This is a genomic window from Kitasatospora sp. NPDC101447, from assembly GCF_044767225.1.
GTDB lineage: Bacteria > Actinomycetota > Actinomycetes > Streptomycetales > Streptomycetaceae > Kitasatospora.
Genome location: NZ_JBIWNL010000018.1, coordinates 78,960 through 90,739 on the forward strand (window position 1 = coordinate 78,960; position 11,780 = coordinate 90,739).

Sequence of the window (11,780 nt, forward strand, 5' to 3'; positions counted from 1 at the left end):
TTACGAGCCCAGGAGCAGTCGAGAAGTGAGCGCCAAAGAGATCACCGTCGTCCACGTGATGCGGCACGGCGAGGTGCACAACCCGGAGGGCGTCCTGTACGGACGCCTGCCGGGCTACCACCTGTCCGAGCTGGGCCGGCAGATGGCCGACCGGGTGGCCGAGGACCTGGCGGGCCGGGACATCACCCACGTGGTGGCCTCGCCGCTGGAGCGGGCACAGGAGACCGCCGAGCCGATCGCCAAGGCGCACGGCCTCGACGTCGCGGCGGACGCGCGGCTGATCGAGGCGGAGAACATCTTCGAGGGCAAGACCTTCGGCGTCGGCGACGGCTCGCTGCGCAACCCTGGCTACTGGAAGTACCTCACCAACCCGTTCAAGCCCTCCTGGGGCGAGCCGTACCTCGACCAGGTCGTGCGGATGATGGGCGCGATCGGCGCCGCCCGGGACGCCGCGCGCGGGCACGAGGCGGTCTGCGTCAGCCACCAGCTGCCGATCTGGATCGTCCGTTCCTTCGTCGAGCGCCGTCGGCTCTGGCACGACCCGCGCAACCGGCAGTGCTCGCTGGCCTCGCTGACCAGCTTCACCTTCGAGGGCGACCGGATCGTCTCGGTCGGCTACCGCGAGCCGGCCCGCGACCTGCTGCCCGCGCACCTGGTGGGCAAGGGCCGCAAGGGCGACAAGCCGGTGGGCAAGAGCTTCGGCGCCTAGCCTCCGGCACGGGCGGCCGAGCGGCGCCGCCCGGCGGCCTGCGACCGGCGTCACCCCCGGCCTGCGACCGGCGTCACCCCCGGCGTGCGACCCGCGTCACCCCTGGGGGCGACCGGCGTCACACGGGGGCGTGCGAGCGGCGTCACACGCCCGCGCGCACGGCGGGTAAGTGGTGCGTAAGTATGACTTCGGGTCACCCGGCGTACGCCGGGTGACCCGATTTCGTCGCAGGTCAGAGGGGGTGCGACGCGCAAGGCAGGACCCCCCCGAACCTGCCTGGAACTCCATGCGAAACTTTTCACATGTCTGCCATGACGCGCCCCCGTCCCCGTGTCGCCGCAGCCGCCGTCGCCACCGCCGCGGCCGCTGCGCTCGCCCTCACCGGTTGCTCCTCCGCGGGCTCGTCCGGTAGCGGCGACGGCCAGGTCGGCTTCGTCACGGTCAAGGGCACCAACCTGTCCAAGGTGGACGCGGGCAAGCGCGGGGACGCGCCGGACATCTCCGGGGACACCCTGGACGGCGGCCAGGCCAAGCTCTCCGACTACCGCGGCAAGGTCGTCGTGCTGAACGTCTGGGGCTCCTGGTGCGGGCCGTGCCGGGCGGAGGCGAAGAGCCTGCAGGCCGTCGCGGACAAGTACAAGGACCAGGACGTCCAGTTCCTCGGCATCAACACCCGGGACACCGAGAAGGGCAACGCCGTCCGCTTCGAGCAGGAGCAGGGCGTCACCTACCCGAGCATCTTCGACCCGGCCGGCACCCAGCTGCTCAGGTTCCCCAAGGGCAGCCTCAACTCGCAGTCCATCCCGACCACCCTGATCGTCGACCGCGACGGCAAGCTGGCCGCCCGCGCCATCGGCGGCACGACCCAGGACGCGCTGGAGTCGATCCTCCAGCCGGTGGTCGCGGAGCAGAAGCAGTGAGCCTGCCCCAGCAACTCGCCGACAACACCGGAACGCTCCAGAGCGGGGCGCTGCTGGTGGCCGCGCCGATCGCCCTGGCGGCCGGGCTGGTGTCGTTCTTCTCCCCGTGCGTGCTGCCGCTCGTCCCGGGCTACCTGTCGTACGTGACCGGCTTCTCCGCGGCCGACCTCGCGGACGCGCGCGGCGTGCGGCGCGGCCGGATGGCGCTCGGCGCGACGCTCTTCATCCTCGGCTTCACCGCGGTGTTCGTCTCCGGCGGTGCGCTGTTCGGCCAGTTCGGCGACACCCTGCAGGAGCACAAGCGGGTCATCTCGATGGTGCTCGGCGCGGTGACCGTCGTGATGGGGCTCGCCTTCATGGGCCTCGTCCCCGGCCTGAGCATGCGCGAGGTGCGCTCGCACCGCCGCCCGGCGGTCGGCCTGCTGGGCGCACCGCTGCTGGGCGTGGTCTTCGGCGTCGGCTGGACGCCCTGCCTCGGCCCGACCATCGCGACCGTCCAGAACCTGGCCCTGAACCAGGCCGACGCGGCACGCGGCGCCATGCTGATGACCTTCTACTGCCTGGGCCTCGGCGTACCGTTCATCGTGGCCGCGGTGGCCTTCCGCCGGGCGCTGGGCGCCTTCGGGTGGGTCAAGCGGCACTACCCGCTCGTGATGCGGATCGGCGGCGGCATGCTCGTCGCGGTCGGTCTGCTGCTCGTCACCGGGATCTGGGATTCCTGGATGAGCGAACTGCAGTCCTGGACCGCCGACTCCTCGATCGGAATCTGACCGTGAGCAACACCACGACCGAGACCGAGCAGCCGCCGGCGCCGGAAGACGCCGCCGCCGAGCGGCTCAGCACCGCCCCGGTCGAGTCCGACGGACCGACCGGCATGGGCGCGTTCGGCTGGGCACGCTGGATGTGGCGTCAGCTGACCTCGATGCGGGTCGCCCTGATCCTGCTCTTCCTGCTGTCGCTGGCCGCCATCCCGGGCTCGCTGATCCCCCAGTACCAGAACGGCCAGGGGCAGCTGAAGGTCGAGGCGTGGAAGGCGCAGCACGGCACCGTCGCGCCGATCTACGAGAAGCTCCAGCTGTTCGACGTCTACAGCTCGGTCTGGTTCTCCGCGATCTACATCCTGCTGTTCGTCTCGCTGGCCGGCTGCATCGTCCCGCGCACCTGGCAGTTCGTCGGCGTGCTGCGCTCCCAGCCGCCGGCCGCGCCGCGCAACCTGACCCGGATGCCGGTGCACGCGGTGTGGCGCACCGAGGCGGACGCCGCCGCGGTGAACGCCGCCGCGCACCGGCTGCTGCGCAAGCGCGGCTTCCGCGCCAACCTGTCCGGCGGCGCGGTGGCCGCCGAGAAGGGCTACCTGCGCGAGGTCGGCAACCTGCTCTTCCACCTGTCCCTGTTCGCGCTGCTCGGCGGCTTCGCCTGGGCCAGCCTGGCGTCGGGTACGGGCGGCAAGCTGATGGTCGAGGGCGAGGGCTACTCGAACACCATCACCCAGCTCGACGACTTCAACGGCACCCGGTTCTACGGCAACCAGGACCTCGACCCGTTCTACCTGAAGCTGGACGGCTTCACGTCGAAGTTCCAGACCAAGGGCGACCAGATCGGCGCCGCCCGGCAGTTCACCGCGAACGTCGAGTACTACTCCGGCAGCGACTCGTCGAAGCTCAAGAAGTCCACGATCGAGGTCAACCACCCGCTGGAGATCGGCGGCAGCAAGGTCTTCCTGATCGGCCACGGCTACGCCCCGGTGATCACCGTCCGCAACGCGCAGGGCGACGTCGTCTACCAGGGAGCCGTCCCCTTCCTGCCGCAGGACGCCAACCTGACCTCCACCGGCGTCGTGAAGGTGTCCGACTACGGCACGGGCCCCGACGGCACCAAGACCCAGATGGGCTTCTCCGGCTTCTTCCTGCCGACCGCCCCGCTGAGCTTCGAGGGCACCGGCCCGGTCTCGCTGTTCCCCGGCGACGCCGCCCCCGAGCTGGTGCTGAACGCCTTCGCGGGCGACCTCGGCACCGACTCCGGCCTGCCGCAGAACGTCTACCAGCTCAACACCCGCAAGCTCACCCAGCTCACCCAGGACGGCCAGCCGGCCAAGGCCCGGCTCAAGCCCGGCCAGGGCTGGACCCTCCCCGACGGCTACGGCTCCGTCACCTTCGAGGGCTACAAGCAGTGGGCCAGCTTCAACGTCTCGCACCGCCCCGGCAACGCGATTGCGCTGACCGGCGCCGTGCTGGCGATCCTCGGCCTGATCGGCTCGCTGTTCATCCAGCGCCGCCGGATCTGGGTGCGGGCGGTCGCCCTGCCGGGCGGCGGCACCCAGGTGGAGCTGGCCGGGCTGGCCCGCAGCGAGTCGGCGAAGATCGCCGAGGAGCTGGCCGAACTCGCGGTGGACCTCCAGGACGACGCCCCGGCCACCGAGGCGGACGACGCCCCGGCCACCGAGCCGGAGGACGGAGCCGCCTCCCCCGCCGGGGAGCCCGCCGTGCCCGACGACCCCGCCGTGCCCGACGACCCCGGGGCCGAGGCCTCGGACCCCGCAGTCCCTGCCGACCAGAACTCCAAGGAGTAGACGGTGCATCTCGCCTCGGCGGTCGACCCACAGCTGGCCGACCTCTCCAACAAGCTGATCTATTCGGCGATGGTGGTCTACACGCTCGCCATGTTCGCCCACATGATCGAGTGGACGTTCGGCAGCAAGGGCGCCGTCGCCGTCCGCTCCAAGGAACAGGCGGGCACCCTGGGCGAGACCGTCGCCGCGGCCGACGGGAAGAAGGCCGCGAAGACGGTCACCGTCACCGTCGCGGGGGCCGGCGGCGGTACCACCACGCTCACCCGCACCGCGATCGCGGGCGAGGGCGCGACGGTGGTCACCAGCGGCCGCGGCGCCGAGGAGGAGGACGGTCCGGGCGCGGCCGGCACCAACGAGAAGGCCGACATGGCCGGCCGGATCGCCGTCTCGCTGACCGTCCTCGGGCTGCTGCTGCACGGCGGCGGCATCGTCGCCCGCGGCCTGTCGGTGTCCCGCTGGCCGTGGGGCAACATGTACGAGTTCTCCTGCGCCTTCGCCTTCGCGATGACGGCCGCCTACCTGGTGCTGCTGGCGACGAAGAAGAACGTCCGCTGGCTCGGCCTGCCGGTCGTCCTCGCGGGGCTGCTGACCCTCGGCATCGCCACCACGGTGCTGTACACCGACTCGGAGCAGCTCGTCCCGGCGCTGCACTCGCCGTGGCTGGCGATCCACGTGTCCACCGCGATCTTCTGTGGCGGCGCCTTCTACGCGGCGTTCATCGCCACGCTGCTGTACCTCGGCAAGGACTCCTTCGACAAGCGGACGGCGGCCGGCCTGACCACCGGACCGCTGGGCACCTCGGCGTCGATCTGGCGCCGGCTGCCCGCCGCGTCGACCTTCGACAAGCTGTCCTACCGGATCAACGCCCTGGTCTTCCCGCTGTGGACCTTCACCATCATCGCGGGCGCGATCTGGGCCGAGGCGGCCTGGGGCAAGTACTGGGAGTGGGACCCGAAGGAGACCTGGTCGTTCATCACCTGGGTCGCCTACGCCTGCTACCTGCACGCCCGTGCGACGGCCGGCTGGAAGGGCCGCAAGGCGGCCTACCTGGCGCTGGCGGCCTTCGCCTGCTGGCTCTTCAACTACTACGGCGTGAACATCTTCGTCACCGGCAAGCACTCCTACGCGGGGATCTGACCGGGGCGCAGTCACCCGACGGCCCGGCTTTCCGCAGGAGGTGGCCGGGCCGAGGTGCGACAGGGGTAGTTCGTGCCGGCCGCGTCCGCGCCGGTACGGGGAGGAACTGAGGAGGAAATCGCGCAATGGAGTGCGACGAGGTCATGCTGACCGTCCGAATCACCGCCGGCGAGCAGCTGCTGCTCCGCCGGCTCGCCCAGGGACACCGGAGCGACGTGTCCGAGGTGGTGGCGGACGCCCTGCTGGACATCATCCCCACGCTCAGCGCGCCGGGGGACGCCTACCGGCTGCTGGGCGCGCTCGCGATGCCGGCGCCGTGCGCCCTGACGGTCTGGCTGCCGACCGCGCTGGCCGACCTGCTGGTGCCCGGCGCGGCCCGGATCGCGCAGATCACCGACGTCCGGATCGAGTCGGCCAGCGCCGCCCTGGGCGCGGCACTGCGGCTCTGGCTGGCGCAGGACCCGGTCAGACTGGCGACCAACCTCAGCGTGATGCACGCCGGGCGGCCGTCCTCGGCGCTGGTGGCCGCCTGACGCCCCCGGAGCCGTCGGCCGTCGGCCGCCTGACGCCCCGGCGCTGCCGGCGGCCCAGCGGCCCGGGCGGCGGGGCCGGTCAGCTGGCCAGCGGCAGCCGGGTGCTGCCGAGGCCCGGCGCGGCGGGGCGGCCGTCGAGGGCGTCCCGCCGGGCCGGCACCGTCGGCCGCTCCGCGGGCCCGTCCAACGGCCCGTCCTGCGGCTCGGTGAGCAGCCGGCACTCGGCCGCCGTCCGCCCTTCCTGGACCAGCTGCACCCGTACGGGCAGCCGGCGGCCGTCGGCGGCCGGTTCCGGGACGGCCCGGACGAAGCAGGGCCGGTCCAGCTCGATGTAGTGGTCGAAGGAGGTCACCAGCTCGACCGGCACCACCGGCTCGGGGTGGCGCAGCCGCTGGGCGGCCTGCCGGGCCGCCTCCAGGACCAGCATCCCGGGCACGTGGTCCAGCTCGTGGTCGAACAGCACCGGGTGCGCGGCGTCGGCGCGCAGCAGCCAGGTGTCCGGCCGCAGGGTCGGGCTGAGCACCACGTCGGCGGGCTGCGCACGGCCGACGAGTTCGGGCGCCGTGGGGGCCGGCGGCCGCGGCGCGACGGCGTGCCGTCCCGGACCGCGCAGCCGGGCGTACGAGCCGGGGGACAGCACGCGCAGCTGGCCCGAGCCCCGGCCGATCGGCCGGCCGTCCCGGGTGATCTCGGCGTGCACCCGCAGCGAGGCGAGCTGTCCGTGCCGCATCCGGACGTCCTCGCAGCCGACGGCGAGCATGAGGGAGGCCGGGCCCGCGCCGACGGCCAGACCGGGCAGGCCGGACTCGCCGAGGGCGTAGGAGAGGTCCTCCATCACGAAGTGGTGGCCGCGCGGCACCCCGAACCCGGCGTGGCCGATCAGCAGCCCGGCCTGCCGGACGGTCTCGGCCATCAGCACCGGGTCGTGGTAGCGGTCCCCGGGCAGCCGGTAGAAGCCGTGCAGCCGGGGCCACTGGGCGCCGAGCAGGAAGTCGTACGGGCCGGTGGCCTGCCAGCCGGTGAGGAGGACCTCGGAGACCGAGGAGCGGTGCACCAGGTGCCGGGAGACGGTCCGGTCGTGGAAGTCGTAGCCGGCCCCGGGGCCGGTACCGGGGCCGGGCCCGGGCCCGGGGTGCGCGTAAGCGCCGTGGGGGTCCGGCTCTACGATCGATGGCATGACTGGCCCCCGCTCCCAGGGTGTCGGTCGGGCGGCCGCCATGGACGCCCGAGCAAAACATACATACCACCCGGTTTGTGTTCGGCGACTGGGGTGCCCCGGCCGCGCAGCCCGGCCCGTTCACGCTACCCGCCCCGTGGGCTGGGGCAATGCCCTACGGATGACCGCAGACCTTGGGCGGGGGGCCGTCCCCGCTGGACGGCGGGGGCGACGCAGGCGCTAGATTAGATACCAACCATGCGGTTTCGGTCGCAGCCGTCCGCATGCGAGCGCCGCTCCCGGCAGGGGGTGCGCCGACAGCAGCCGGGCCGGGGGAGGGAACGCGCCCGGTCGAGTCCGGAGGGGGCCAGTGGTCAAGCAGGAACGGGCTGGGCGGACCCGGCAGGCCGTGCTGCTCGCCGCGGCGGAGACCTTCGCGCGGGTGGGCTTCGAGGCCGCCAGCCTGGTCGACATCAGCCGCCGGGCCGGGGTGAGCAAGGGCGCGCTCTACTTCCACTTCGTGTCCAAGCAGGCCCTCGCGGACGGCGTGCGCGGCGCCGCCGGGCGGGAGATCGGCTCGGCCGCGCTGCGGGCCCTGCGCGCCGACGGCCCGGCGCTCCAGGGGCTGATCGACTTCTCGCACGAGCTGGCCCGGATGCTACGCGAGGACGTGGTGGTGCGGGCCGGCGTCCGGCTCGGCCGCCAGGTCCCGCGCCGGGACGAGAACCGGGACGGCCCGCCGGGCCCGCCCGGCCCGGACGCCACCTGGCGCAGTCTCACCGCGGTCGTCCACCGCCTGCTGGACCGCGCCGCCGAGGCCGGCGAACTGTGCCCAGGGGTGGACCGCCGGGCCGCCGCCGAACTGCTCACCGCGGTGGCGGCCGGCCAGGTGCTGCTGGCGGGAGAGGAGACCGACCGGCCCCGGGTGGAGGCCGTGCGGCGGGTCTGGACGGCCGCGCTGCCCGCCCTGGTGGCGGCCGAGAACCGGGCCGGCTACCGGGTCTGATCCGCGCCGCTCGCCGGCCGGGCGCGGCCCTGCCCGGCGGTCAGGCGGGCTCGTCCGTCAGGTGCGCCGGTCGTCAGGCGCGCTCGTCCGTCGGGTGCGCCGGTCGTCAGGCGCGCTCGGCCACGCTCAGCCGGGCGAGCGCGTGCGGCTGGACCAGGCCGGGCAGCAGCAGCGTCCACAGATCGGCCATCCGCTGGATCAGGTCCTCCCGGCCGGACAGCACCTGGGAGCTCAGCTGGATCCCGGTGACGGCCCCGGTGATCACCCCGGAGGCCGCGGCCAGGTCGATCCCCGGGTGGAGGTCGCCGGCGTCCCGGGCCTGCTCCAGCAGCTCCCGGACCAGGTCCATCCACCCCTGGTAGGCCGCGATCTGCGGCTGGGTGAAGCTGCCGTGCTCGATCGTCAGCCGGATGCTGCCGCGCACCAGCGGGTCCTCCCGGAGCGCGCGGGCGAAGGCGTACCCGAGGTCGATCAGGTTCTGCACCGAGCTGTCCGAGGACGGCTCCCAGCCGGCGATCCAGGCGCCCTGCCCCTCGATGACGGCGAGGGCCAGCTCCTCCTTGGAGCGGAAGTGGAAGTACAGCGCGCCCTTGGTGACGCCGGCGCGGTCCAGGATCTCGGACATCGTGGCGGCGGCGTAACCCCGCTCGTCGAACACCTCGGCAGCCGCGAGGAGTACCGCCTGGCGGGTCGCCAGCGCGCGGGCCTGCCTGGCCATCGCAGCCTCCCTGGAAAGTTCTGGTACCTCGGCAGCGACCGATCCCATGGGGCCGACGGGGCGGCGGAGGCACACCGACCGGTAGGCATCCTACCGAGCCGTCCGGCGGTCGGTCCGGCCCGCGCGGAACGGACGGGCGCGAAGCGGGCGTGCGCCGCCCGGGAACGGCCGACGGCCGGTCACCCGGACGGGGCGACCGGCCGTCGGCGGAAGCCGCGGACCGTCAGGCGGCCTGCTGCCAGCTGACCGGCGAGTAGTAGGCCGGGCGGCGCTCCAGGCGCTGCCAGTTGGCGATCGGCTCGATCGGCGCGTTGCCGGCGGCCTGCTGCGCGGCGGCGGCGCGGGCCATCAGAACGGCGGTCAGGGCGGCGAGTTCCTCGTCGGTGAGGCTGCCGCGGACGATGCGGACGAGGGGTTCGGCGGAAGCGGTCATGTCCTGGTTTCTCCCCCGGTGGATTGTGGTGTGGGTCGGCTCTCGGTACGGCCTGCTGCGGTGGACCGCGCTGCTACATCGGCGGGTTGCCGTGCTTGCGGCTCGGCAGGTCGGCGTGCTTCGTGCGGAGCATGGCCAGGGCGGAGGCGATCACCTGGCGGGTTTCGGCCGGGTCGATGACGTCGTCCACGAGGCCGCGCTCGGCCGCGTAGTACGGGTGCATCAGCTCGCTCTTGTATTCCTTGATCTTCTGGGCGCGCATGGCGTCCGGGTCCTCGGCGGCGTTGATCTCGCGCCGGAAGATGACGTTGGCCGCGCCCTCGGCGCCCATGACGGCGATCTCGTTGGTCGGCCAGGCGTAGGAGAGGTCGGCGCCGATGGAGCGGGAGTCCATCACGATGTAGGCGCCGCCGTAGGCCTTGCGGAGGATCAGCGAGATGCGCGGCACGGTGGCGTTGCAGTACGCGTACAGCAGCTTGGCGCCGTGGCGGATGATGCCGCCGTGCTCCTGGTCGACGCCGGGCAGGAAGCCGGGCACGTCGAGCAGGGTGACCAGCGGGATGTTGAAGGCGTCGCACATCTGCACGAAGCGGGCGGCCTTCTCGCTGGCGTTGATGTCCAGCACGCCGGCCAGCGACTGCGGCTGGTTGGCGATGATGCCGGTGACGTGGCCGTCGACCCGGGCCAGCACGCACAGCACGTTGGTGGCCCAGCGCTCGTGGACCTCCAGGTACTCGCCGTGGTCGACGATCTCCTCGATCACCTTGCGCATGTCGTACGGGCGGTTGCCGTCGGCGGGCACCAGGTCCAGCAGGCTGTCGTTGCGCCGCTCGACCGGGTCCTCGCTCACCACGGACGGCGGCATCTCGCGGTTGTTCTGCGGGAGCAGCGACAGGAGGTAGCGGACCTCCTCGATGCAGGACTGCTCGTCGTCGTAGATGAAGTGGGCCACGCCGGAGACGCCGGCGTGGACGTCCGCGCCGCCGAGGCCGTTCTGGGTGATCTTCTCGCCGGTCACCGCCTGGACCACGTCCGGGCCGGTGATGAACATCTGCGAGGTCTCGCGGACCATGAAGACGAAGTCGGTCAGCGCGGGGGAGTACGCGGCGCCGCCGGCGCACGGGCCGAGCATCACCGAGATCTGCGGGATGACGCCGGAGGCCTTGGTGTTGCGCTGGAAGATGCCGCCGTAGCCGGCCAGCGCGGTGACGCCCTCCTGGATGCGGGCGCCGGCGCCGTCGTTCAGCGAGACCAGCGGCGCACCGGCCGCGATGGCCATGTCCATGATCTTGTGGATCTTCTGCGCGTGGGCCTCGCCCAGCGCGCCGCCGAAGATCCGGAAGTCGTGCGCGTAGGTGAAGACGGTGCGGCCGTGCACGGTGCCCCAGCCGACGACGACGCCGTCGGTGTGCGGCTTCTTGGCCTCCAGGCCGAAGCCCTGGGCGCGGTGCCGGCGCAGCGGCTCGACCTCGTGGAAGGAGCCCTCGTCCAGCAGCAGCTCGATGCGCTCGCGGGCGGTCAGCTTGCCCTTGGCGTGCTGGGCTTCGGTGGCCTTGTCGCTCGGGCCGCGGCGGACCTTCTCGCGCAGCTCGTGCAGCTCGGCGACCCGCCCGCGGGCGTCGGCCGGGACCTCGTGGACCTCGCCGTCGACCGGCGCCTCATGCACAACCGTCATCTCGAACCACTCCAAGGGTGAGGGAACTGTCCGACAGCCAACGTCTGCTGTGCCCCCGGCCGCGAATCACTTTCTTCACTTATGACTGTACGAGGGGCCGTGCGCTGGTTTCGGCGTCGATTCCGTACAAGGTCGGGTTCGTTTAGCTGTGAGGCCTGCACAGAAGCGGTCGGGTCGGAGCCGGTGCGCTCGGTGTTCGTTCGAATACCGGGGGTTGTCGGACAGATGATGGTCCGATGATCTGAGCGTGAAGGAAAGCGCAGGTCAGGGCCGTCCCTCAGTAATGTAGGCCGGTCGTCTTGGGTGCTGCTCAAGGTCCGCTCAAGCCGGGGGCCCGGCGGGCGGATGTCAGGGTGGGGCGGCGTCCAGTCGTAGGGAAGCGCCAAAAAGGCGACAGCCCACCCGAGATCGCCCGGGTGGGCTGTTGGAGGTACCCCGCGCCGCCCCCGTGATCAGCTCCTGCGGCCGTCCTCCGGCTCGTCCCGGTCGCGCAGCTCCTGCTCGCGGCGGCGCAGATCGGCCTCCCACTGCTTGAGCATGTCCTCGTGGTCCTTGTCGTTCCTCTTCAACGAGGCGAGGAACTCGGGGTCGTCGTCCGGCGCGAGCGGCCGCCCGCCGCGCCCGGGGGCGCGCCCCGGGTCGGCCGCCGGGTGCCCCGGGTGGCCGTCGGGGGTCGCGGCCCGCAGGAAGCCGCGCTGCTTGCCGGCGATCAGCCACGCGATCGGCCCGAGCGGCGGGAACAGCAGCACGATCAGCACCCAGACCACCTTCGGCAGGTGCTTCACCTCGTCCTCGGGCGTGGTCAGGCAGTCGACGAACGCCCAGACCCAGAACGCGAGCGGAAGGACGATGGTCAGCAGGATCCGCAACATGGCTGCGATCTTCCCCCAGCGGGCGGCGTGGCGGGCGCCTTGCCGGGGCCCT

Annotated in this window: 12 protein-coding genes; 7 read left to right on the forward strand and 5 right to left on the reverse strand. The window is 72.6% G+C overall.

Annotated features, from left to right (window positions below; translation table 11 throughout):
• Nucleotides 1-58: 58 nt before the first annotated feature.
• The 6 genes from ACIRST_RS24690 to ACIRST_RS24715 all read left to right on the forward strand — a co-directional run bounded on the left by ACIRST_RS24690 (nt 59) and on the right by ACIRST_RS24715 (nt 5,868).
• On the forward strand, nt 59-709 hold the full coding sequence (locus ACIRST_RS24690) for a histidine phosphatase family protein (protein ID WP_350521731.1): 651 nt from the start codon (nt 59-61) through the stop codon (nt 707-709).
• Between the two features lie 302 nt (nt 710-1,011).
• On the forward strand, nt 1,012-1,629 hold the full coding sequence (locus tag ACIRST_RS24695; protein ID WP_350521595.1) for a TlpA disulfide reductase family protein: 618 nt from the start codon (nt 1,012-1,014) through the stop codon (nt 1,627-1,629).
• Entirely contained in the window at nt 1,626-2,399 is a 774-nt protein-coding gene (locus tag ACIRST_RS24700; RefSeq protein WP_350521594.1) for a cytochrome c biogenesis protein CcdA, read from the forward strand. The genes ACIRST_RS24695 and ACIRST_RS24700 overlap by 4 nt, the downstream gene beginning before the upstream one ends.
• 2 nt (nt 2,400-2,401) lie before the next feature.
• Nucleotides 2,402-4,198: a cytochrome c biogenesis protein ResB gene (locus ACIRST_RS24705; RefSeq protein WP_402804360.1), complete on the forward strand. Its 1,797-nt coding sequence runs from the start codon at nt 2,402-2,404 to the stop codon at nt 4,196-4,198.
• A 3-nt stretch (nt 4,199-4,201) separates the two neighbouring features.
• Entirely contained in the window at nt 4,202-5,335 is a 1,134-nt protein-coding gene (ccsB, locus tag ACIRST_RS24710) for a c-type cytochrome biogenesis protein CcsB (protein ID WP_350521592.1), read from the forward strand.
• 125 nt (nt 5,336-5,460) lie between these two features.
• Nucleotides 5,461-5,868 (forward strand): hypothetical protein, encoded by a 408-nt coding sequence (locus tag ACIRST_RS24715; RefSeq protein WP_350521591.1) that lies wholly within the window; start codon nt 5,461-5,463, stop codon nt 5,866-5,868.
• Between the two features lie 79 nt (nt 5,869-5,947).
• Here the strand turns inward: ACIRST_RS24715 and ACIRST_RS24720 are convergent, their stop codons facing one another.
• On the reverse strand, nt 5,948-7,045 hold the full coding sequence (locus tag ACIRST_RS24720) for a ScbA/BarX family gamma-butyrolactone biosynthesis protein (RefSeq protein WP_402804363.1): 1,098 nt from the start codon (nt 7,043-7,045) through the stop codon (nt 5,948-5,950).
• A gap of 349 nt (nt 7,046-7,394) precedes the next feature.
• Between ACIRST_RS24720 and ACIRST_RS24725 the strand changes: the two genes are divergently transcribed.
• Nucleotides 7,395-8,030: a ScbR family autoregulator-binding transcription factor gene (locus ACIRST_RS24725; protein ID WP_350521589.1), complete on the forward strand. Its 636-nt coding sequence runs from the start codon at nt 7,395-7,397 to the stop codon at nt 8,028-8,030.
• Nucleotides 8,031-8,136: 106 nt separating this feature from the next.
• Here ACIRST_RS24725 and ACIRST_RS24730 read toward each other — a convergent pair whose 3' ends face one another.
• The 4 genes from ACIRST_RS24730 to ACIRST_RS24745 all read right to left on the reverse strand — a co-directional run bounded on the left by ACIRST_RS24730 (nt 8,137) and on the right by ACIRST_RS24745 (nt 11,728).
• Complete coding sequence (locus ACIRST_RS24730) at nt 8,137-8,748, reverse strand: ScbR family autoregulator-binding transcription factor (RefSeq protein WP_402804365.1); 612 nt, start codon at nt 8,746-8,748, stop codon at nt 8,137-8,139.
• Between the two features lie 223 nt (nt 8,749-8,971).
• Nucleotides 8,972-9,181 carry an acyl-CoA carboxylase subunit epsilon gene (locus tag ACIRST_RS24735; protein ID WP_350521587.1) on the reverse strand — a complete coding sequence of 70 codons (210 nt, stop codon included), beginning with the start codon at nt 9,179-9,181 and terminating at the stop codon, nt 8,972-8,974.
• 73 nt (nt 9,182-9,254) lie between these two features.
• Nucleotides 9,255-10,856 (reverse strand): acyl-CoA carboxylase subunit beta, encoded by a 1,602-nt coding sequence (locus tag ACIRST_RS24740; RefSeq protein WP_350521586.1) that lies wholly within the window; start codon nt 10,854-10,856, stop codon nt 9,255-9,257.
• 452 nt (nt 10,857-11,308) lie between these two features.
• Nucleotides 11,309-11,728: a PLD nuclease N-terminal domain-containing protein gene (locus ACIRST_RS24745; RefSeq protein ID WP_350521585.1), complete on the reverse strand. Its 420-nt coding sequence runs from the start codon at nt 11,726-11,728 to the stop codon at nt 11,309-11,311.
• Nucleotides 11,729-11,780: the final 52 nt, after the last annotated feature.